Below are 20,123 nucleotides of genomic sequence, written 5' to 3'. Positions count from 1 at the left end.
AACATTTACAAAACCTTTAACATGTATGGACATGTTCCATTTGGTTCGTTTATACATCACAACCGGTTTTACTCATGAAAATCATATCTGCCCGTAAGGCATCTCTCCCGCTGCTGCTGGTTCCCGTTGTTTTTGCGCCTCTAAGCGCGATGAGCGCAGAGGAACAGACCATGATCGTCAGCGCCACGCCGCAAACCGTATCAGAGCTTGATACTCCGGCGGCGGTCAGCGTCGTGAATGGCGAGGATATGCGCCACGCTGCGCCGCGCATTAATCTCTCCGAATCGCTTGGCAGCGTTCCGGGACTACAGATTCAGAACCGTCAGAACTATGCTCAGGATCTCCAGCTTTCGATGCGCGGGTTTGGTGCCCGCTCAACGTTTGGCGTGCGCGGCATTCGCATGTACGTCGACGGTATTCCAGCCACCATGCCGGACGGACAGGGCCAGACCTCCAACATCGATCTCTCCAGCATTGACAGCGTTGAGGTGCTGCGCGGTCCCTTCTCCGCCCTGTATGGCAACGCCTCTGGCGGCGTGATTAACATCAATACGCAAACCGGGCAGCAGCCGCCGACCATCGAGGCAAGCAGCTATTACGGCAGTTACGGGACTTGGCGCTACGGCATGAAAGCCACCGGCGCAATGGGCGATGGTACCCATGCCGGCGACGTGGATTACACCGTATCCACCACTCGCTTCACCACTAAAGGCTACCGCGACCACAGCGGCGCGCGGAAGAATCTCGCTAATGCCAAACTGGGCGTACGCATTGACGATGCCAGCAAGCTAACGCTGATTTTTAACAGCGTGGACATGAAAGCCAACGATCCGGGCGGGCTGAGCTATCAGGAGTGGCAGGATAACCCGCGTCAGTCCCCGCGCGGCGATCAGTACAACACGCGCAAGACCATCAAGCAGACTCAGGCGGGGCTGCGTTACGACCGCCAGCTTAGCGCTCAGGACGATCTCAGCGTGATGATGTACGCCGGCGAGCGTGAAATGACCCAGTACCAGTCGATTCCCTACCAGCCGCAGCTGAGGCCTTCTCACTCCGGCGGCGTGATCGATATGCAGCGTCATTATCAGGGGGTTGATACCCGCTGGACGCACCGCGGCGAGCTGCTGGTGCCGGTCACCTTCACCACCGGTCTGAACTATGAAAACATGAGTGAAGATCGTCGCGGGTACGAGAACTTCGTGATGAACAACGGCGTGCCGGACTACGGCGTGAAGGGTGATAAACGCCGGAACGAACGTAACCTGATGTGGAACGTCGACCCTTACCTGCAGACCAGCTGGCAGCTGACGCAGAAACTGTCCGTGGATGCGGGCGTGCGTTATAGCTCGGTCTGGTTTGATTCTAACGACCATTACGTTACGCCGGGCAACGGCGACGACAGCGGTGACGCGAGCTATCACAAGTGGCTCCCGGCGGGCTCCGTGAAGTATGCGGTGACGGACGCGTGGAACCTCTACGCTGCCGCAGGGCGTGGGTTCGAAACGCCAACCATCAACGAGCTTTCGTATCGCGCCGATAACCAGGGCGGCCTGAATATCGGCCTGCAGCCTTCCACGAACAACACGTATGAGGTGGGCAGCAAAACCCGCATTGGCAATGGCCTGCTGACGGCAGCGCTGTTCCGCACCGATACGGATGACGAGATCGTGGTGGATGCCAGCTCTGGTGGCCGCACAAGCTATAAAAATGCCGGAAAGACCCGCCGTCAGGGAGTCGAAGTGTCTCTCGATCAGCAGTTTGCTGAGAACTGGAAGCTGAAAATGGCGTGGACCTACCTTGATGCCACCTACCGGACCAACGTCTGCGGCGACGCGGACTGTAACGGTAACCGTATGCCGGGCATTGCCCGCAATATGGGCTATGCGTCGTTTGGCTGGCAGCCTGAAGAGGGCTGGTACGCGGGCTCGGACGTGCGCTACATGAGCGATATCATGGCCGACGACGAGAACACGGCGAAAGCGCCATCGTACACGGTGGTCGGGCTGAATACCGGGTATAAATTCAACTACGGCAACTGGGGGATGGACGTCTTTGGCCGCGTAGATAACCTGTTCGACAAAGAGTACGTTGGCTCGGTTATTGTCAACGAATCCAACGGGCGTTATTACGAGCCAGCGCCTGGCCGTAACTACGGTGTGGGTCTGTCGGTGTCTTATCGATTCGAGTAACAAATAAGTAAAGTTTATTTTATACCGAAAATAACGCTCCTGATGGCAAAATGCCACCAGGAGCTATTCACCAGATAAATAAATAGACGCGGTATATAGTCGCTCTGTTAAATTATCTCTCAGTTAAAATATTGTCGCTGTAAAAGCGTATTCGCTTCATCAATCGATTTTTCAATCGCCTTCTGGCTGGCGTCGACATCCCGGCGTTCCAGGGCTGAAAGCAGTTCGTCATAGTGATATGTCGCTTCCTTAATGTCATTAAGCTCCCGGTGCAGATAGTTAATGCAAGGCCCGATGCGCACCCATAGCTGTTCAATTAATGCATTCAGCGTGGGCATTTCCGCGTACTGATAAAGCGTAAAGCGGAAGATGCGATTTGCCTGCAATGCCTGCTGAACGTTCCCGTTGCGCATGGCCTCATGAAACGCTTCCGACAATTTGCGCAACGTCTCGATCTTTTGGTCAGACATATTCTGACAGGCTGCGGCAACCGCCATGGGTTCAAGCTGCTTGCGAATAGCGTTGATTTCGTTATAACGGTCCAGCGTCACCTCTGGCACCAGAAATGCCTGTGCCGGCGTGGCATGTAATGCCCCTGCTGACACCAGACGCAGTAGCGCCTCGCGCACTGGGGTAATGCTGGTTCCTAATTTATCGGCGATCTCTTTCGTAATCAGTCGTGCACCCGGTTTAAGGGAGCCTGTAATTAACGCTCCTTTCAAACTGAGTTCAACTTGCATGGTAAGACTGATCCTTTGGGCTTTTTCTAAGTGATCCAAATCAAGCATGTTCAATTCCTGTAGCTAAAACTTAATGCTATTTTTAAACGCCAGTTTTAATAAAACGACGCTGGTCCGATATATCCTGTATCGTCATGCCTGGTGGTGGGAAGTACGTAAAACAGCAAAAAATGCAAAATGTGTTTTTTTTATCGGTTTCGGGCTCATCCGGGATGATGGCGCGAAAAGCCATGTCCGTTAATTAAAGACAATATATCGTATCTTCACAAATAAATATGGCGGGAAACCCCGCCATAATGCCTTTTATTTATTGTCACCCGCGACGCGAATCACGACTTTACCGAAGTTTTTTCCTTCCAGCAGGCCAATCAGCGCTTCAGGCGCGTTTTCCAGCCCGTCCGTCACCTGTTCATGATAGTGAATTTTACCCTCCTGCACCCAGCGCCCCATCTCTTCCTGAAACTCATGAATGCGGTGGCCGTAGTCCTGGGCAATGATAAAGCCCTGCATCCGGATGCGTTTCTTCAGAATAGTGCCCATCAGAAGCGGCAAACGGTCCGGTCCGTCAGGCAGCCTCGTTGCATTGTAGCCGCTCACCAGGCCACACACCGGCACGCGCGCGGAGGTATTCAGCAGCGGCAGCACGGCGTCAAACACTTTCCCGCCGACGTTTTCAAAGTAGACATCAATGCCTTTCGGGCAGGCGCGTTTCAGCTGCTCAGCAAAATCCGCCGCGTGGTGATCGAGACACACGTCAAACCCAAGAACCTCAACGGCGTGGCGGCATTTTTCTGCCCCACCGGCTACCCCGACCACGCGGCAGCCTTTGATTTTACCGATCTGCCCGACTGTCGCCCCAACCGGGCCCGTCGCGGCGGCGACCACCAGCGTTTCACCCGCTTGCGGTTGTCCGATATCCAGCAACCCCATATAGGCGGTAAAGCCTGGCATCCCAAGAATGCCCAGCGCCCAGGAGGGATGGGTGGGATTATCGCCCAGCTTGACCAGGCCGCTGCCGTCCGAAAGCGCGTACTCCTGCCAGCCGCTGTAGCTCAGCACCCATTCACCCGCTTTAAAGTCGGGGTGGTTTGACTGCTCAACGCGGCTAACCGTTCCCCCTACCATCACCGCACCAATCTCAACCGGCGGAGAATAGGATGGCGCATCGCTCATGCGGCCCCGCATGTAAGGGTCCAGCGACAGCCATACGGTGCGAAGCAGCAGTTGCCCCGCCTGAGGTGCAGGAACGGGCTGCTCTTCCAGACGAAAATTCTCCGCCACCGGCGCGCCCTGTGGGCGAGAGGCCAGCACCCAGCGGCGGTTTTGCGAAACAGATTGATTCATCGGATTCTCCTTCTGGTACAAATGTCATTACAGCCTGGCTCACGATCGGCATTATCGCCTTAACATTACGAGGCAGACTGGTTAAGCCGGACCACAAGATAGATGCAGGTTTCGTTCGTTTCGTTGATAAAACGGCAGTCGTTTGGCGGCCCCAGCTCCAGACAGTCTCCGGCCTTCATCTCGTGGCGAGTATCGCCCTCCTGGAATACCAGCTCGCCGGACTGCAGCCAGATCAGCTGCCGCGCGAGCGCGTAGGAGGACGCCGGCATCGGGACGTCGCTCCCCGCGGGTAGCTCAATCTGAACGAGGTCGATAGGCAGATCGGTACGGGGAGAAACGTGGCGACGAAGGTAGTGGGTTTGCGGATCGCGCCAGACGGGCTGGTTCGCCAGGCGCAGGAGTTTTCCCTCCTGCATCTCGGCCCTGGCAATCAGGGTCGACATGCTGATCCCGAACGCGCCTGACAGGCGGGCAAGCAAGGTTGCCGTCGGGCTGCTGTCGCCGCGCTCTATCTTGTGGATCATGGCGCGAGATACGCCTGCCCGCTCGGCCAGCTCGCTAAGAGACCAGCCGCGTGATTCACGTTCGAGGCGAATTCTGGCGCTAATACGCTGATTCATTGTGTCTGTTATTGTGTTCATAACGTCATACTAAAGCGTCTGAAGGCCGTTTCAATGGGGCTCATAATCATTCTCACGTAGCGCTCTGACGATACAGTTGTGTAATATCATATCTATAGCGTAATACTATAGTAAACAACATACAGAGGTTTAATCATGATCGTTCGTCACGCCTGTAAAGAAGACTGCGCTGCGATAGGAGAGATCTATAACCATGCGGTGCTGCATACTGCCGCGATCTGGAACGATAAAACCGTTGATACCGATAACCGAATCGCCTGGTTCGAGGCCCGCACGCTCGCGGGTTACCCGGTTCTGGTAGCTGAGGAAAATGGTGTGGTTACCGGGTACGCCTCTTTCGGCGACTGGCGCGCCTTCGACGGCTTTCGTCACACGGTTGAGCATTCGGTGTATGTCCATCCGGAGCATCAGGGTAAAGGCATTGGCCGCACGTTAATGAAAGCGCTGATCAACGAGGCCCGCGCCATCGGCAAACACGTGATGGTGGCCGGCATTGAAGCGCAAAATAAGGCCTCGATTCACCTCCACGAAACGCTCGGTTTTGTGACCACGGGGCAGATGCCGCAGGTGGGAACCAAGTTTGGCCGCTGGCTGGACTTAACCTTTATGCAGCTGCAGCTGGACGAGCGCTGCGACCCGGACGCAATCCCATGAATCAGTCGCTGACGCTGGCGTTCCTGGTGGCGGCGGGGATCGGTCTGGTGGTGCAAAACACCTTAATGGTGCGTATCACCCAGTCCTCCTCCACCATTCTTATCGCAATGCTGCTGAACTCTCTGGTCGGCATTGTGCTGTTTGTCAGCATTCTGCTGCTGAAGCAGGGCTTCGCCGGGTTCAGTGAGCTGGCCGCAACGGTGCGCTGGTGGACGCTGATCCCGGGGCTGCTGGGGTCGTTTTTTGTGTTTGCCAGCATCAGCGGCTACCAGAACGTGGGCGCGGCAACGACCATCGCGGTGCTGGTCGCAAGCCAGTTGATTGGCGGGCTGGTCCTTGACGTGCTGAGAAGCCATGGCATTCCCCTGCGCGCGCTGATCGGCCCGGTATGCGGCGCGGTGATGCTGGTCGTCGGGGCCTGGCTGGTAGCGCGACGCCAGTTTTGATTACAGTATGGTGCCGCCCTTGGTCAGCTGTTCCTGGCGCGCGTCCATCTCCTCTTTGTGCTGCTTACCGTGGTGCGAAATCGCGGTACGCAGACGCTGCTGTTGGGCGTAACGGTCTTCACGGCTGAGATCGGCATCATCGCTCAATGCAATCAGCAGTTCGTTCATGTGGGCGATGACGCTCTCTTCGATGGCGGCATCCACGCGGGCGGTAACTTCGTTTAAATGTGACATTGTCACTCCTTGTTTTTGCCGGGTGGCGGCTTACGCCTTACCCGGCAATAAATGCTTAGTTCAGCTTCGCTTTAGAGAAATCGCTGCCCATCAGGCTCACGCTGTATCCGGTCACGTTGCTGCGGGTTGCAAAGAACGTTTTGCCGTTTGCCAGCGCGATCCACGGTGCCTGCTGGTAGAAAATCTCCTGCGCCTGGCCGTACAGTTTCGCACGCTCGGCCGGATCGCTGGTCAGCTTCGCTTTTTGCACCAGGGCATCATAACCCTTATCGCACCAGCGCGCGGCGTTTGATCCGGTTTTAATGCTGTTGCAGCCCAGCAGCACATCGGCGAAGTTGTCCGGGTCGCCGTTATCGGACATCCAGCCGAACAGCGCGGAGTCGTGCTCTCCTTTGCGCATCCCGGAGAGGTATTCGCCCCACTCGTAAGAGACGATTTTGGCCTTCACGCCGACTTTCGCCCAGTCGCTCTGGATCATCTCCGCGATACGACGCGAGTTAGGGTTATACGGACGCTGAACCGGCATTGACCACAGCGTGACTTCTGCGCCCTTCTCCAGCCCGGCCTGCTTAAGCAGCGCTTTTGCTTTATCAGGATCGTAGCTGTAGTCCTGCAGATCTTTATTAAAGCCCAGCATATTTGGCGGGATCGGCGATTTAGCCACCGTACCGGAGCCCATAAAGACCGCATTAACGATAGCCTTCTTGTCGGTCGCGTAGTTCAGCGCCTGACGCACCAGCACGTTATCGAACGGCTTTTTCTCGGTGTTAAACGCCAGATAGCCGACGTTCAGCGCATCGACAGAGTGCAGCGTCAGGTCTTTGTTCTTTTTAATCACGTCAAACTGAACCGGAGACGGCGCAGGAATAATCTGACACTCGTTGGTCTGTAATTTCGCCAGGCGGGTTTCCACGTTTGGCGTAATGGAGAAGATAAGATGTTTGGTCGGCACCTCGCCATCCCAGTAGTTCGGATTAGCGACGTAGCGGATCAGCGAGTCCACCTTGTACTGCTGGAGCACATAGGGCCCGGTACCGATCGGCCAAGTATCTACGTTCTCAGGCGTGCCTTTTTTCAGCATCACATCGGCGTATTCGGCGGAGAGGATCGAGGCGAAATCCATTCCCCAGTCGGCCAGGAACGCGGCGTTGGGTTCACTCAGGGTGAACTGAACGTGATAATCGTCGACCTTTTTAACGTCCTGAATCAGCTTATCGAGCCCGACATCGTTGAAGTATTCGTAGTTGCCCTGGGACACATTATGGTACGGGTGTTTAGGGTCTTTCTGACGCATCACCGAGAAAATAACGTCATCGGCGTTAAAGTCGCGCGTCGGCTTGAAGTATTTGTTGCTGTTGAACTTCACCCCTTTGCGCAGGGTAAAGGTATAGGTCTTGCCGTCCGGTGAAATCGTCCAGGATTCCGCCAGTGACGGGACCGGGGTATTTTTCACCGGGTCGAAATTGATCAGGCGGTTGTACAGAACCTGAGAGCTGGCCACGAACGACGGGCCGGAGCTGGCGATTTGCGGGTTGAACGACTCTGGCGATGCCTCGGAGCAGTAAATAAGGGTGTCGTTGTTTGCCGCCCATGCGGCACCGGCTGGTAAAAGAGCGCTCAGCGCAAGGGCGAGCAGCGTTTTCCCTGTAGACATAGTTATAACCCTGACAGTTTTATTATATAGGTCAGTAATAACAGCACAGCCCTTATCACCTGGCAAATAACGAAACACTATCAGGTTATTCTAAAGCCGCGTTTTTTGCCGGTTTTGCCGCCAGTGCAAAAATAGGTGATTTGCCTTAAGTGACGTTATTCGTCAAGCACAACCGTCACGATCTATGCCGCAAGAAATCGGCGCTTTTAGCGTCTCTTCCTCCGTTTGTTTGCTTCCTCGTTTCGTTAAAGTAACGGTGTGAAGAAGTATATGGGATCAAATCGTGGCAAAAACTCTTTTACGCAGCGGTAATCTGGATGATTTTCAGGCCGTTGGCGGCGGCGGACAGGCCGTTTTTGAATCAGCGTTACAAATCCGGGAAGCGCTTCGATTGCGCAAACAGCAGGCCATAGTGGACTGTCTGGCTATTCCTCAGGTCAACGACAGCGGCGACCGCGTGGACTGGTATTCCCCCGTTGAGGGAAGCGTCACCAGCTGGAAGGCGGCCAGTGAAGACGACCGCTGTCGCGCCCTGCGCTATCTGGAAAACACGCTTGCCAGCGTTGAGTCGTTAAGCAAGAAATGCCTCCAGTCGCCCAAAACCGCGCAGCAGCTTTTCGGCTCGCTGCTGTCGAAAGCGTTTCAGTTTCCCGGCGAGAATTTTGTTTTCCTGGTCGCAGGAAAGCCGATTATTTGCTTCTGGGGTTTTGTAAACCTGAACGAAAATGCGCGCGACGATGTGCTCGACTGCCTGCGTGAAGCGTTGATCCCCGAGCCTGCCCCCGTTGTGATTGAAGAGCCCGAGCCAGAACCCGCGCCCGAACCGGCCATCACCTTTGAAAAAGCAGACGAGCCGCTGATTGCGCCCGTCGCCGCCGTGCGTATTACGCCGGAAGAACTGTATGAGCCGGAGCTCGCGCCGGTTGTTGCGCAACCCGCTCAGGAACCTGCGCCTGTTGCCGTCACGAAAAAACGTCGCGTTCCCCTGTGGACCCTGCCGGTTGCCGCCGTGATTGTGGCAGCCGTTGCCGCGCCGCTGCTGTGGCCAAAACAGGCCCCTTCGGCAGAGCCCGCTCCGGCACCGGCTCCTGAGCCCGTGGCTATTGCACCGCAGCCGATCAAAGCGGTAGAGCCGCTGGCTATGAATCTCCCCCTGCATCAGGCTGAGGTCGTCGCCAGTAAAGAAAAAGAACCCGCTCCTGCACCTGAAGCCGCACCGGTGGTAATTGTTCCGATCCCGAAAGATGCCATGGTGATGGAAGCCGGTCAGGTGAAAGCCGGGTCGACGCGCTTCCTGAACGGTACCTGGCGCGCGGTTCTCGACGTGAAAGATCCGGTCACCGGCAAGCCGCCGTCAATGCGCTATCAAATCCAGAACAATAAAGGTTTCGCCCGCGTCGTGCACGGCGACAACATTGTCTGCCGCGCGGAGATTTTCTCCGGGCTGCACAGCAATGGCGAGCTGATGATTAAAAGTCGCGGCAATGCCCGCTGCACCGACGGTTCCCGCTACCCGATGCCGGAAGTCGCCTGTAAAGCCGGGGCCAGCGATATCGCAGAATGTCGCGCTCGCTATGACGCCAACACCGTCGTCCCACTGACGTTCAAGAAAGCAGGTGCCTGATCCTATGCTGGTAAATCTTTGCGACTATAAACAAAGCGTCACGCTTATTGCCAACAGCGGCGTGCAGTTCCTGGATTTCGGCCTGACGCCGCAGGACACCGCCAGCAACGGGCGCTTCGTACGTAAAACCGCGAACGGCCCCCTTTTGCGACTCGATTTCGACCTGGTGAACGGGCGCTATACCCTGCCGGGGACGAACGGCGGTCAGCCTGAAGTGGTTAAACCGGAAACCACCATTCCGCTGCATCAGTCCCTTGCCGTGCTGGACGGCGTCTGGCTTCCCGTGCCCTTCCTGCGCTTCAATCCACCGCGGACCTTTGTGGAAGGACCGGATAACTGGGCGCGCGTTCAGGTGCGCAAGCTCGAGAAGCCCGACACGGCAGGCAACTCGCACCGCGTCACCCTCGCGCTCGACAGCCAGATCGCGGAGCATGCCACCTCCGCCCTGTCGCCGGTTGAAAACGATATTCTGAATGGAACCCGCTTTGCGCTGGCGTGGCGCGATAGTGAGGTAGAAAGCTTCCTCGACCAGACCTGGATTGACGGCTGGCTGCGCGAGGCATTTACCCAGTATGCCGACGGCGTTGAAAACCGCTCTGAACGCGACCTGCATCAGGCGATGCGCAGTTTTGAATATCAGGCCCACTGGCTCAATGTACTGACCATGCTCGGTGAACAGCTCACCGTTCCGGAAGTGAAATTTGTCACCCACACGCTCAGCACGCCTGCCATTCCGGTCGACCTGATCCTCGACGTGGGCAACACCCACACCTGCGGCGTCATTATTGAAGACCACGGTGATGCAAACGACGGGCTTCGGCAGACCGCCGAGCTGCAGGTTCGTTCGTTAAGCGAGCCGCAGTTCCTGAACGAGCCTCTCTTTACCAGCCGTCTTGAATTTTCCGAAGCGCGTTTTGGCAAACAGCACTTCTCGGTGGAAAGCGGTCGCGAAGATGCGTTTGTCTGGCCGTCGATTGTTCGCGTGGGCGATGAAGCCCGCAAGCTGGCGATGCAGCGCCTGGGAACCGAAGGTAACAGCGGCATCTCCAGCCCGCGCCGCTACCTGTGGGATGAAACGCCTGTCGTGCAGGACTGGCGCTTCAGCCAGATGAACGGCAAAACCCAGCGTGAACCGCTCGCCACGGCGTTTCCGCTGATGAACCTGATGAACGATGACGGTGAGCCGCTGTTTACGCTGCCGCAGGACGAGCGGCTGCCGGTCTTTTCGCCGCAGTACAGCCGCAGCACGCTGATGACGCACATGCTGTGCGAGCTGCTGGCGCAGGCGCTGGGCCAGATCAACAGCGTCGCCACCCGCCTGCGCCTGGGCTTCCCGGCCTCGCCGCGCCAGCTGCGCACCCTGATCCTGACCCTGCCCTCGGCCATGCCGAAGCAGGAGCGCGAGATTTTCCGTCGCCGCATGTTTGAAGCCATTGCCATCGTCTGGAAAGCGATGGGCTGGCACCCACAGGATGAAGATTTTGCCACCCGCAAGCAGCAGGAAAAAAGCGTGGTGCCGGTCCCTGAGATCCAGATGGAGTGGGATGAAGCCAGCTGCGGTCAGCTGGTCTGGCTGTATAACGAAGCGATTTCCCGTTTTGGCGGCCAGACGGAAGCCTTTTTCGCCTCCCTCGCCCGCACGGATCGTGAACCTGAGCCGGGCGTGCAGCCGGGCCGCGCATTACGCGTCGCGTCTATCGACATCGGCGGTGGCACCACGGATATGGCAATAACCCACTACCAGCTTGATGACGGCTCCGGTAATAACGTCAAAATCATCCCGCAGCTGCTGTTCCGCGAAGGGTTCAAGGTGGCGGGCGACGATACCCTGCTGGACGTGATTCAGCGCTATGTCCTGCCCGCCCTGCAAACGCAGCTGCAGAAATCCGGCATTGCGGACGCCTCGCTGCTGATGGCGTCGCTGTTCGGCGACTCCGGGCGTATTGATACCCAGGCGGTACTGCGCCAGCAAACGGCGCTTCAGCTCTTTATGCCGATTGGCCATGCCATTCTTTCCGCGTGGGAAGCCAGCGATATTGACGATCCGCTGGCGGGCCTGCATGCCACCTTTGGCGAGCTCCTTGCGCAGAAACCAACCCGCAACGTGATGAACTATCTTCAGCAGGCAATCGATCATGCCCTGCCGGCGGGCTCAGAGGCGTTCGACCTGTTCGCCGTGCCGTTGCACGTGAACTTCCGCGAAATGCAGGATGCAATGCTGGCCGGTCAATTTACGCTGACCTCGCCGCTCCACGCGGTGTGTGAAGCGATTTCCCATTACAGCTGCGATATTCTGCTCATCACCGGGCGCCCGGGCTGCCTGCCGGGCGTTCAGGCGCTGATTCGGCATCTGCAGCCGGTGCCGGTCAACCGCATCGTCTGGCTGGATAAATATCAGGTTCACGAGTGGTATCCCTTCAGCCAGCAGGGGCGCATAGGCAACCCGAAATCGACCGCCGCGGTGGGGGCCATGCTCTGCAGCCTGGCGCTCGATCTGCGTCTGCCGCGCTTTAACTTTAAGGCCGCGGACATTGGCGCCTATTCCACCGTGCGCTATCTGGGCGTGCTGGATAACACCGTCAATACCCTGCGCGAGGAAAACGTCTGGTATCAGGATATCGATCTCGATAAACCCGGCGCGAAGCTTGACGCGCGGCTGCACTTCCCGCTGCGCGGTAACGTAACCCTCGGCTTCCGCCAGCTGGCGAACGCGCGCTGGCCCGCCACGCCGCTTTATACGCTCAGCATCAACTCGGCTGAACTGGCAAAAGCGATTGCCGGCGACGGCGTGCTTAACGTGAGGCTTAAGCTCTGCGGCGGCAGCAAATTAGAGGGCCCTGAGTCCTTCGAGCTCAGCGATGCCTGGCTGCAGGACGGCACGCCGGTTGCGCCTGACGCGTTAACCTTCAAACTGAATACCCTGGCCGATCGCCGACACAGCGGTAGCCACTACTGGATCGACAGCGGGAGCGTATACCTGAAATGACAGCGACCACGACCACCACCCAGGCCTTGATCGGGTGGATTAATGAGACGCGCCTGAACGCCCCTGTGCTGGATAACGATGCTGATGCCCTGCTTGCTCGTATCAACGCGGCGCAGGCGCGGGAGCAGGCCATTGAACGCGCCCTGACCCGCCGGAGCAGCATTGGGCTTTACGGCCATTCTCAGAGCGCCAAAGCGCACCTGCTGCTGTCGCTATGCGGCAGCGGTAACGGGCGCCTGGCCGTGATGCCGGGCCAGCGCACCTTTGACTATTTTTCGCATATTAACCCAGGGCATGCCCTGACCAACATGGCCGTGCGCTTCACCCGAGACACCCCGGAGGTAGCGGATGAGGCGTTTCCGCTGCGTCTGAGCCTGGTCACCGAGGCCGAACTGGTACAACTGTTTATTGCCCGCACGACGCTGCACCCGCAGATGCGCGCGGTGGATAAGGCTGTCATTGAGACGCGTCTGGAGAAATGGCGTGGCCTTCGCCAGCCGCAGAGCGTGCCCGGCATCACGGCGCAGGATGTGGGTGCGATTTCGCGTTTCTGGCAAAGCACGGTACCCGCCGCGAGACAGCAAATTGATGACGCCCTGTGGCATGAGTTTGCCCAGCTGGTGCCATCGCTCGATCTCAGCACCCGCGCCAGCGTCTGGTCGCTGCTGTGGGGCGAGCAACAGGAGTTAACCCAGCAGTGGCTGAAGCTTGCCCACGTGCTGCATCAGACCAGCCATGCGAGCGAGCTGGCTGCGCCGCTGAGCCTGCTGGTGGACAGCTTTGGTCTGCCTGGTGAAGGGTTCCTGACGCACGGTACCTTAACCCAGCAGGAAACTCAGGAGACGCTGCTTCATCCGCTGAACAACGGTGAAATGCTCAACGCTATCAGCATCCCGGTCGACGTGCTTGCCTTCCTTACCCGCGAGCTGGTCTTGCCGGTTGAGAATGGCGCGCTGGATAACGTTGATATCATTGATATTCCGGTCTTTGAAGACGGCAGTGCCGATCCTTTAGTACAGGCTAAATGCCAGTGGCTGCTTGAACATTACCGCCAGCAGCTCCAGCCGGATGTGCTGGTTATCTGCAACGCGACAGCGCGGCACGAGCAGACGGCCCAAAAAGCAAAAGTGTTAATTAACTGGATTAAAGAGACCCAGCCTGCCGAGGAGTCTGCCCTGCCGGGGCTGGTGTGGGCGATCACACCGCATGACGCTCGTTTCACTACCCGACAGAATCTCGATGAAGCCGTACAGCATCTGCTGGGCAAGCCAGGCCTGCGCTGGGGAACTCTGCAGGCGCTGGACAGCCACAGCATGCAGCGCGTCATTGAGTGGTTGTCTCAGGCGACGCTCCCGGCACAGCGGCAGAAGCGCCTTGGCACGCTGAAAAACCTGCTGCGGCAGGAGATCGCGTCGCTGATGCAAAGCTATCTGGCGCCGCTGGTTGAGGAACCGGGTACACGACGTGCTCAGGCCGAAGACATGGTGCGCACGCTGCAAAGCAGCGCCGCCCGTCACGGCGAGCTGCTTGAGGGCCTGCTGCCGCCGCTAAAAGCCTTTGAAACGCTGCTCGCCGTTCAGCAACCGCGCGAGGAGCAGGTGAACGGGCTGTTCACGGACACCATCGATCTGTTCGCCGATAACGCCCAGGAAAGCGCAGGACGATTCCAGACAAAAGACAAAGCGCGCCTGGCGCACAGAGTATGGATAAATCATCTGCGCCAGTGGAGCCGCAATGAAGCTACCGCCGCCCGTCTTGGTCTGGAGCCCGCGGTGCTGCAGCAAATCGCGGATGTGCTGGTGGTAACCAGCTACCGGCTTAATCTCCCGCAACAGCTTCAGCGAATTGTCGACGCGGATAAAAGCAGCGCGGCGCAGCTGCATGCGGTGATAGGGAATTTCGTTGGCTGGCTGGGTTACGACCAGACCCCGTCAGCAGAACGCCCCGCAAGCCGCATTCGCAAAGGTCAGGCAATCTTTGTTACGCCCGTCGTCAGCAGTGCCGCACCGCGCCTGACGCGTCTGGGGGAGCAGCCTGTTCATGCGGCCACCGCGTACGTTTACGACTGGCTGGTTGCCCTCTATAGCCGGGCAATCGAAAACATTAATTATCAGCACCCGCATGATGTTCAGCCTGACGCACGTCGGGCACTGCGGGCTTTAATCCTGTAGCGGCCTTTCTTGCCGGGTAGCGCTGCGCTTACCCGGCCTGTATTCCGCGACGATAATTACGCCGCCATACACTCCGCTAACGCCTGCGCCAGTGCCGACGGGTTTTCCCACGACATGGAGTGCCCCGCCGCAGGGATGATTTTGACCTCAACGCCCTTCAGCTTCAGATTATCCACATCGTCATCCGGCAGTGAGAGCTCACCAAAAATCAACGTCACCGGGCAAGGCAGCGACAGAAATTGCGCTTCCCAGTCCGGCTCAACACCGGCGACCAGGCTTGATGCGCCGCGCCAGACGGCATAGGGTGCATTGCTTTGCAGGCACCCGGCCCAGGCGGTGGTCTCTTTACGGAGCATGGCATTATAGCCCTGCGCCACAAACTGGTGTTCGGTTTGCGCCGCAATAGCGCGGCTAAACATCCCCCCACCGGCGTGAAAATTGGGCTCCGACACCATCAGTCCCTTCACGCGCGGTGCCAGCAGCCCTGCCGTTTCTATAGCAATGCTGCCGCCCATGCTGTGACCGTATAACCAGAAGGCATCCAGCTGAAGATGGTCAATCAACTCCGCCACGACGCGCGCCTGTTCAGTCGTTTTATAGCTGTAATGTTCAGGCTTATCGCTGTAACCGCTGCCGGGTAAATCGATGAGAATAGCTCTGCGCCCGCCAAACTGAGGGTCTCGGACGACGCGAGGATATTCATAGGAAGAGGCGCAGCCCAATCCGTGGATAAAGACTACGGGATCGCCTGAGCCGGGCAAATCATGCCAGCGCACGGTGCAACCCGCATGCTGCGAGTAAAAACTGTTCATAAGCACTCCTTTTACGATGCACTGTGTATTTATACAGCTATCGTAACTGGAATGCTATGTTCATCTTTCGAAATTGGAAGGATGCTTCAGAAAAGAGAAATCAGCAGCGCAACGGGGAAACTCATCGGCCAGGTCGACCCGACCAGAAACGCGCTAAGCAGGCGGATGCGCTTGCGGTCTTTAGAAAGGAACCAGGTAATCAATGCACAGATGGAAGCCATCACTGCGTAAAAAACCAACATCTTTTGATACAACGTCATTCTGTATACCAGAGCCGAAAAAATAACCGCACGCAATATGCGTCATATGTTGATACAGATCAAGTTTTTTCATTACATAATAACCACTTAAATATTAAGGCTAATAACAACTGAGTATTTTGTATTACAAACAAGGGGGGCCACCCATTATCTTTATTGATAACATGCAAGTTAAATGCACTTTTTGATAAATCCTCTCTTCCGCATAGGCGTCTAATAAAGGCAGACATACATGGGAGGCAATATGCTACGCATTCCGCAAAGCTGTATTCATACCCGCTCTACCCCTTTCTGGAATAAAGAAACTGCCCCCGCCGGGATCTTTCAGCGTCATCTCGACACGGGTACCCGTCCGGGCGTTTATCCCCGCCTGTCCGTTATGCAGGGTGCCGTCCGCTACCTGGGTTATGCTGATGAACATGCCCCTGAGCCTGACAGCACACTGATTATCAGGGCCGGCCACTTCGGTGTTTTTCCCCCTGAGAAATGGCATCACATAGAGGTGATGAGCGACGACACGCTGTTCAATATTGAATTTTTCGTCGAACCAGAGGTGCTGAAGTCGCTTTAAGCGGCTTTTATTTACGAGGAAACCTTTATGCTACGTATCCCTGAGAATTTTGTTCATACCCGCTCCACGCCATTCTGGAACAAAGACACCGCGCCAAAAGCCCTTTTCACCCACCATAATACGAAAGCCAGCGTATATGGCCGTTTGTCGGTGATGCAGGGTGCAGTGCGCTATTTCGGTTTCCCGAACGCTGACGCGACCGAACCGGATCTGGAATTGGTGATTCAAGCCGGATCGTTTGGCATCTCGCCGCCGGAGAAATGGCACCGCATCGAATTATTGACCGACGATACCTATTTCAATATCGACTTTTTTGCCGATCCTGACGTTACGCTTCAGGGCGCGGGCATCGGCAAAGTGGTCAATACACATAAGGAGTAACCGCGTGGGTAAAGCAACGTACACAGTGACCGTGACCAACAACAGCAACGGCGTCTCGGTGGATTATGAAACAGAGGCCCCCATGGAGTTGCTCATCCCCGACGTCGCCGCAGACGTGGTAAAAGATCTGGTAAATACCGTCCGCGCTTACGACACGGAAAATGAGCACGAGGTGTGTGGCTGGTAAAGCAAACGCCCGGCGATGCAGACCGCCGGGCATGGTTTTCTAGTGTTTAATCATCACATGCCGGACAACCGTATAATCCTCAAGCCCGTACACCGACATATCCTTTCCATAGCCAGACAATTTCATGCCGCCGTGCGGCATTTCGCTCACCAGCATAAAGTGGGTATTGACCCAGGTGCAGCCGTACTGCAGACGCGCGCTCAGGCGATGGGCGCGTCCCACGTCTTTCGTCCAGACCGATGACGCCAGGCCGTATTGCGAATCGTTCGCCCAGGCCAGGACCTGCGCTTCATCGTCGAATTCGGTGACGCTCACCACCGGTCCAAACACTTCGCGCTGAACGATGGCATCGTCCTGTTTCGCCCCGGCCAGCAACGTTGGCTGGAAGTAGTAGCCCGCCCCCTCTTTTTTGCTCCCGCCCGTCACCACGCGGATATGGCCAAGGGCTTTCGCCTCGTCAACCGCCTGACAGACGCGTGAAAGATGGGCAGCCGAGCTGAGCGGACCGAGTTCAGTAGACTCATCCTCCGGGGCACCCATTTTGAGGCTGGCCACCGCGGCACCGAGCTTTTCCACCAGCCGGGTGTAGATCCCCTTCTGGGCATAGATACGGCAGGCCGCCGTACAGTCCTGCCCGGCATTGTAGAAACCAAACGTCCGCACGCCTTCTACAACCGCATCCAGGTCGGCGTCATCGAACACGATAACCGGCGCTTTACCGCCCAGCTCCATGTGGGTGCGCTTAATGGAGGACGCCGTGTGGCCGATGATATGCTCCCCGGTGGCAATCGAACCGGTCAGCGACACCATGCGCACTTTTTCATGTCCAGTGAGCGGGTCGCCCACCGTTTTTCCACGGCCAAACAGCACGTTGAGAACGCCAGCCGGGAAGATATCTTTCGCCAGCTCCGCCAGCTTTAACGCCGTTAGCGGCGTGATTTCAGACGGCTTGATGACCACACAGTTACCGGCCGCCAGCGCAGGCGCCAGCTTCCATGCCGCCATCATCAGCGGGTAATTCCACGGCGCGATAGAGGCAACCACGCCCACCGGGTCGCGGCGGATCATCGACGTGTGGCCGTCAAGATACTCACCCGCGGCCAGCCCGTTCAGGCAGCGGGCCGCCCCGGCGAAGAAACGGAAAACGTCGACCACTGCGGGAATTTCATCGCCCAGCGCACAGTGCAGCGGCTTGCCGCAGTTGAGGGATTCGAGCCGGGCAAACTCTTCGCCATGCGCTTCAATCGCATCCGCGAGCTTCAGCAGGCACTCGGCGCGCGTTTTCGGTGTCGTTTGTCCCCACTCAGCAAAAGCCCGGTCGGCGGCCTGAACCGCTGCGTCGACCTGTGCCGCTGAGGCTTCAGCAATCTCCAGCAGCACCTCTCCGGTGGCCGGGTTATAGACCGGCTGTTTTTCTCCCTTTCCGGCAACCAGTTCACCCTTTATCAGCAGATGTGTTTGCATAGCATTGTCCTGTTCAAATCAATGTTATTTCCCGCCGCCGGCGATGTTCTCGCCGTCGCGGGTTAGCCACCAGGCTCCCAGAATGGGGATGGTTGTTACCAGCATCACCAGCAGTGCAACGACGTTGGTGACCGGCACGTCGCGCGGACGGCCTAGCTGATTGAGCAACCACAGCGGTAACGTGCGTTCGTGTCCCGCCGTAAAGGTTGTGACGATAATTTCGTCAAACGACAGGGCAAACGCCAGCATTCCCCCGGCCAGCAGCGCGGAGCCCAGGTTGGGCAGCACCACATAGCGGAAGGTTTGCCATCCGTCGGCCCCGAGATCCATCGACGCTTCCACCAGACTCCAGGAGGTGCGTCTGAACCGGGCAATCACGTTATTGAAGACCACCACCACGCAAAACGTGGCGTGCCCAACCACGATGGTGAAAAACCCCGGCTCAAGGTTGATTGTTTTGAACGCTGTCAGCAGCGCCAGGCCGGTGATGATCCCCGGCAACGCAATCGGCAGCAGCAGCAATAGCGAGATCGCGTTCTTGCCAAAAAACTCGCTTCGCCAGAGCGCCGCTGCAGCAAGCGTGCCAAGCACCAGGGCTATCGCGGTGGATAGCGCGGCAACCTTAAGTGACAACGTCACCGATTCGATGATATCGCCCCGCCCCGCCGCCGCCGTAAACCACTTCAGCGTCAGCCCCTGAGGCGGAAAGCTGTAGGCAGCATCTTCGGTATTAAAGGCATAGACTGCGATAATCAGCAGCGGGAAGTGCAGGAAGATGACACCTCCCCACGCTGCCACTTTCAGGAACAGCGGTGCGCGTTCAGAGTGCATCGAATGCTCCCAGACGCTTCACGAACGCCAGATAAAGTGAAATCAGCACGATGGGAACCAGCGTGAACGCGGCGGCCATGGGCATATTGCCGATCGCCCCCTGCTGGGAGTAAACCATGTTACCGATGAAAAACCCCGGCGGCCCAACCAGCTGCGGTACGATGAAATCCCCCAGCGTCAGGGAAAAGGTGAAGATTGAGCCCGCGGCAATGCCCGGGATAGCCAGCGGCAGAACGACATAGCGGAAGGTCTGGCGCGGGCGCGCGCCGAGATCGGCTGAGGCCTGCAGCAGCGAAGCCGGCAGACGTTCCAGCGCCGCCTGAACGGGCAGGATCATAAACGGCAGCCAGATATAGACGAAGACCAGAAACCGCCCCAGCCCGGAGGTGGATAAGGTGTTGCCGCCTACCGCTGGTAGCGTAAGGATCGAGGTCAGGAGCGGCTCCAGCCCAAGGTGGTTGAGGAACCATTGTGCCACGCCGTCCTTCGCCAGCAGCAGCGTCCAGGCGTAGGCTTTGACGATGTAGCTCGCCCACATTGGCAGCATCACGGCGATATAGAAAAACGCTTTCCACTTGCCGCGGGTGTATCGCGCCATGTACCAGGCCATCGGGAACGCCAGAATTGCGCTGGCAATCGTCACCGCAATCGCCATCGTTAACGTGCGCAGGATGATGTCGTAGTTTGCCGGGTTGAAGAGCGCCAGTACGTTCGCCAGGGTCAGATCCGGCGTGACCGCCATGGTGAAATCGTCAAAGGTGTAAAACCCCTGCCACAAAAGGGTCAGCAGCGATCCTAAATAGACGATGCCAAACCACATCAGCGGTGCAAGCAGAAGCAGGAACAGTCCGAGCGACGGTTTACGCCAGAACAGTGACGTAATGCGGCTTATGCGGCCGCGTGGGGCGGGAGGGTGCGCGACACTCATAGCCAT

19 protein-coding genes are annotated in these 20,123 nt (G+C 57.5%); 9 read left to right on the top strand and 10 right to left on the bottom strand.

The window, feature by feature from the left end:
• The first annotated feature begins 74 nt into the window (after window positions 1-74).
• Window positions 75-2,189, top strand: a complete 2,115-nt coding sequence (gene pqqU, locus HBA26_RS12215) for a TonB-dependent receptor PqqU (protein ID WP_041909791.1) — start codon at window positions 75-77, stop codon at window positions 2,187-2,189.
• A 119-nt stretch (window positions 2,190-2,308) separates the two neighbouring features.
• Here pqqU and HBA26_RS12210 read toward each other — a convergent pair whose 3' ends face one another.
• The 3 genes from HBA26_RS12210 to HBA26_RS12200 form a co-directional block, all read right to left on the bottom strand.
• Window positions 2,309-2,977 (bottom strand): GntR family transcriptional regulator, encoded by a 669-nt coding sequence (locus HBA26_RS12210; protein ID WP_045260622.1) that lies wholly within the window; start codon window positions 2,975-2,977, stop codon window positions 2,309-2,311.
• Window positions 2,978-3,232: 255 nt separating this feature from the next.
• Window positions 3,233-4,273 carry an NADP-dependent oxidoreductase gene (locus HBA26_RS12205; protein WP_126345492.1) on the bottom strand — a complete coding sequence of 347 codons (1,041 nt, stop codon included), beginning with the start codon at window positions 4,271-4,273 and terminating at the stop codon, window positions 3,233-3,235.
• Between the two features lie 65 nt (window positions 4,274-4,338).
• Entirely contained in the window at window positions 4,339-4,914 is a 576-nt protein-coding gene (locus HBA26_RS12200) for an XRE family transcriptional regulator (RefSeq protein WP_028013292.1), read from the bottom strand.
• Between the two features lie 135 nt (window positions 4,915-5,049).
• Between HBA26_RS12200 and HBA26_RS12195 the strand changes: the two genes are divergently transcribed.
• A complete protein-coding gene (locus tag HBA26_RS12195) occupies window positions 5,050-5,568 on the top strand; it encodes a GNAT family N-acetyltransferase (protein WP_126345491.1) in 519 nt (172 codons plus the stop codon).
• The gene (locus HBA26_RS12190) at window positions 5,565-6,014 is read left to right on the top strand and encodes a DMT family transporter (protein ID WP_028013294.1); all 450 of its coding nucleotides are present in this window, start codon (window positions 5,565-5,567) and stop codon (window positions 6,012-6,014) included. Before HBA26_RS12195 ends, HBA26_RS12190 begins: the two co-directional genes overlap by 4 nt.
• Here the strand turns inward: HBA26_RS12190 and HBA26_RS12185 are convergent, their stop codons facing one another.
• A complete protein-coding gene (locus HBA26_RS12185; RefSeq protein WP_049136473.1) occupies window positions 6,015-6,248 on the bottom strand; it encodes a YdcY family protein in 234 nt (77 codons plus the stop codon).
• Window positions 6,249-6,303: 55 nt separating this feature from the next.
• The gene (locus tag HBA26_RS12180) at window positions 6,304-7,902 is read right to left on the bottom strand and encodes an ABC transporter substrate-binding protein (RefSeq protein ID WP_028013296.1); all 1,599 of its coding nucleotides are present in this window, start codon (window positions 7,900-7,902) and stop codon (window positions 6,304-6,306) included.
• A 283-nt stretch (window positions 7,903-8,185) separates the two neighbouring features.
• On the opposite strand from HBA26_RS12180, the gene HBA26_RS12175 reads away from it, so the two are divergent.
• Genes HBA26_RS12175 through HBA26_RS12165 form a run of 3 tightly spaced genes read left to right on the top strand, consistent with a single transcriptional unit; the run spans window position 8,186 to window position 14,683 of the window.
• Window positions 8,186-9,526, top strand: a complete 1,341-nt coding sequence (locus HBA26_RS12175; protein WP_126345490.1) for an SrfA family protein — start codon at window positions 8,186-8,188, stop codon at window positions 9,524-9,526.
• Between the two features lie 4 nt (window positions 9,527-9,530).
• A complete protein-coding gene (locus tag HBA26_RS12170) occupies window positions 9,531-12,512 on the top strand; it encodes a virulence factor SrfB (protein ID WP_126345489.1) in 2,982 nt (993 codons plus the stop codon).
• Window positions 12,509-14,683, top strand: a complete 2,175-nt coding sequence (locus HBA26_RS12165) for a virulence factor SrfC family protein (RefSeq protein ID WP_126345488.1) — start codon at window positions 12,509-12,511, stop codon at window positions 14,681-14,683. Before HBA26_RS12170 ends, HBA26_RS12165 begins: the two co-directional genes overlap by 4 nt.
• A 56-nt stretch (window positions 14,684-14,739) precedes the next feature.
• On the opposite strand, the gene HBA26_RS12160 is transcribed toward HBA26_RS12165, so the two are convergent.
• Complete coding sequence (locus tag HBA26_RS12160; protein WP_047365021.1) at window positions 14,740-15,495, bottom strand: alpha/beta hydrolase; 756 nt, start codon at window positions 15,493-15,495, stop codon at window positions 14,740-14,742.
• 86 nt (window positions 15,496-15,581) lie between these two features.
• Window positions 15,582-15,755 (bottom strand): GhoT/OrtT family toxin, encoded by a 174-nt coding sequence (locus HBA26_RS12155; RefSeq protein ID WP_014883956.1) that lies wholly within the window; start codon window positions 15,753-15,755, stop codon window positions 15,582-15,584.
• A 244-nt stretch (window positions 15,756-15,999) separates the two neighbouring features.
• Between HBA26_RS12155 and HBA26_RS12150 the strand changes: the two genes are divergently transcribed.
• From HBA26_RS12150 to HBA26_RS12140, 3 genes are read left to right on the top strand one after another with little or no spacing between them, the layout of a single operon-like run.
• Window positions 16,000-16,326 (top strand): DUF1971 domain-containing protein, encoded by a 327-nt coding sequence (locus HBA26_RS12150; RefSeq protein WP_041912006.1) that lies wholly within the window; start codon window positions 16,000-16,002, stop codon window positions 16,324-16,326.
• A gap of 27 nt (window positions 16,327-16,353) precedes the next feature.
• A complete protein-coding gene (locus HBA26_RS12145; RefSeq protein ID WP_126345487.1) occupies window positions 16,354-16,707 on the top strand; it encodes a DUF1971 domain-containing protein in 354 nt (117 codons plus the stop codon).
• Window positions 16,708-16,711: 4 nt separating this feature from the next.
• Entirely contained in the window at window positions 16,712-16,894 is a 183-nt protein-coding gene (locus HBA26_RS12140; RefSeq protein WP_003856955.1) for a DUF1869 domain-containing protein, read from the top strand.
• 39 nt (window positions 16,895-16,933) lie between these two features.
• Here HBA26_RS12140 and patD read toward each other — a convergent pair whose 3' ends face one another.
• Genes patD through HBA26_RS12125 form a run of 3 tightly spaced genes read right to left on the bottom strand, consistent with a single transcriptional unit; the run spans window position 16,934 to window position 20,123 of the window.
• Entirely contained in the window at window positions 16,934-18,358 is a 1,425-nt protein-coding gene (patD, locus tag HBA26_RS12135) for an aminobutyraldehyde dehydrogenase (RefSeq protein WP_126345486.1), read from the bottom strand.
• Between the two features lie 24 nt (window positions 18,359-18,382).
• Window positions 18,383-19,189, bottom strand: coding sequence for an ABC transporter permease (locus tag HBA26_RS12130; protein WP_126345485.1), 807 nt, complete (start codon window positions 19,187-19,189; stop codon window positions 18,383-18,385).
• Window positions 19,179-20,123, bottom strand: a complete 945-nt coding sequence (locus HBA26_RS12125) for an ABC transporter permease (RefSeq protein ID WP_028013305.1) — start codon at window positions 20,121-20,123, stop codon at window positions 19,179-19,181. The genes HBA26_RS12130 and HBA26_RS12125 overlap by 11 nt, the downstream gene beginning before the upstream one ends.

The organism is Enterobacter sp. 725m/11 (assembly GCF_011683705.1).
Classification (GTDB): Bacteria; Pseudomonadota; Gammaproteobacteria; order Enterobacterales; family Enterobacteriaceae; genus Enterobacter; species Enterobacter bugandensis.
This window is presented reverse-complemented; position numbering and strand designations above follow the sequence as displayed.

What these genes read in the sequence shown, in the direction of transcription:
- pqqU (WP_041909791.1), top strand. Translation starts at nt 75, where the DNA reads ATGAAAATCATATCTGCCCGTAAGGCATCTCTCCCGCTGCTGCTGGTT.
- HBA26_RS12210 (WP_045260622.1), bottom strand. Translation starts at nt 2,977, where the DNA reads ATGCTTGATTTGGATCACTTAGAAAAAGCCCAAAGGATCAGTCTTACC.
- HBA26_RS12205 (WP_126345492.1), bottom strand. Translation starts at nt 4,273, where the DNA reads ATGAATCAATCTGTTTCGCAAAACCGCCGCTGGGTGCTGGCCTCTCGC.
- HBA26_RS12200 (WP_028013292.1), bottom strand. Translation starts at nt 4,914, where the DNA reads ATGAACACAATAACAGACACAATGAATCAGCGTATTAGCGCCAGAATT.
- HBA26_RS12195 (WP_126345491.1), top strand. Translation starts at nt 5,050, where the DNA reads ATGATCGTTCGTCACGCCTGTAAAGAAGACTGCGCTGCGATAGGAGAG.
- HBA26_RS12190 (WP_028013294.1), top strand. Translation starts at nt 5,565, where the DNA reads ATGAATCAGTCGCTGACGCTGGCGTTCCTGGTGGCGGCGGGGATCGGT.
- HBA26_RS12185 (WP_049136473.1), bottom strand. Translation starts at nt 6,248, where the DNA reads ATGTCACATTTAAACGAAGTTACCGCCCGCGTGGATGCCGCCATCGAA.
- HBA26_RS12180 (WP_028013296.1), bottom strand. Translation starts at nt 7,902, where the DNA reads ATGTCTACAGGGAAAACGCTGCTCGCCCTTGCGCTGAGCGCTCTTTTA.
- HBA26_RS12170 (WP_126345489.1), top strand. Translation starts at nt 9,531, where the DNA reads ATGCTGGTAAATCTTTGCGACTATAAACAAAGCGTCACGCTTATTGCC.
- HBA26_RS12165 (WP_126345488.1), top strand. Translation starts at nt 12,509, where the DNA reads ATGACAGCGACCACGACCACCACCCAGGCCTTGATCGGGTGGATTAAT.
- HBA26_RS12160 (WP_047365021.1), bottom strand. Translation starts at nt 15,495, where the DNA reads ATGAACAGTTTTTACTCGCAGCATGCGGGTTGCACCGTGCGCTGGCAT.
- HBA26_RS12155 (WP_014883956.1), bottom strand. Translation starts at nt 15,755, where the DNA reads ATGACGTTGTATCAAAAGATGTTGGTTTTTTACGCAGTGATGGCTTCC.
- HBA26_RS12150 (WP_041912006.1), top strand. Translation starts at nt 16,000, where the DNA reads ATGCTACGCATTCCGCAAAGCTGTATTCATACCCGCTCTACCCCTTTC.
- HBA26_RS12145 (WP_126345487.1), top strand. Translation starts at nt 16,354, where the DNA reads ATGCTACGTATCCCTGAGAATTTTGTTCATACCCGCTCCACGCCATTC.
- patD (WP_126345486.1), bottom strand. Translation starts at nt 18,358, where the DNA reads ATGCAAACACATCTGCTGATAAAGGGTGAACTGGTTGCCGGAAAGGGA.
- HBA26_RS12130 (WP_126345485.1), bottom strand. Translation starts at nt 19,189, where the DNA reads ATGCACTCTGAACGCGCACCGCTGTTCCTGAAAGTGGCAGCGTGGGGA.
- HBA26_RS12125 (WP_028013305.1), bottom strand. Translation starts at nt 20,123, where the DNA reads ATGGCTATGAGTGTCGCGCACCCTCCCGCCCCACGCGGCCGCATAAGC.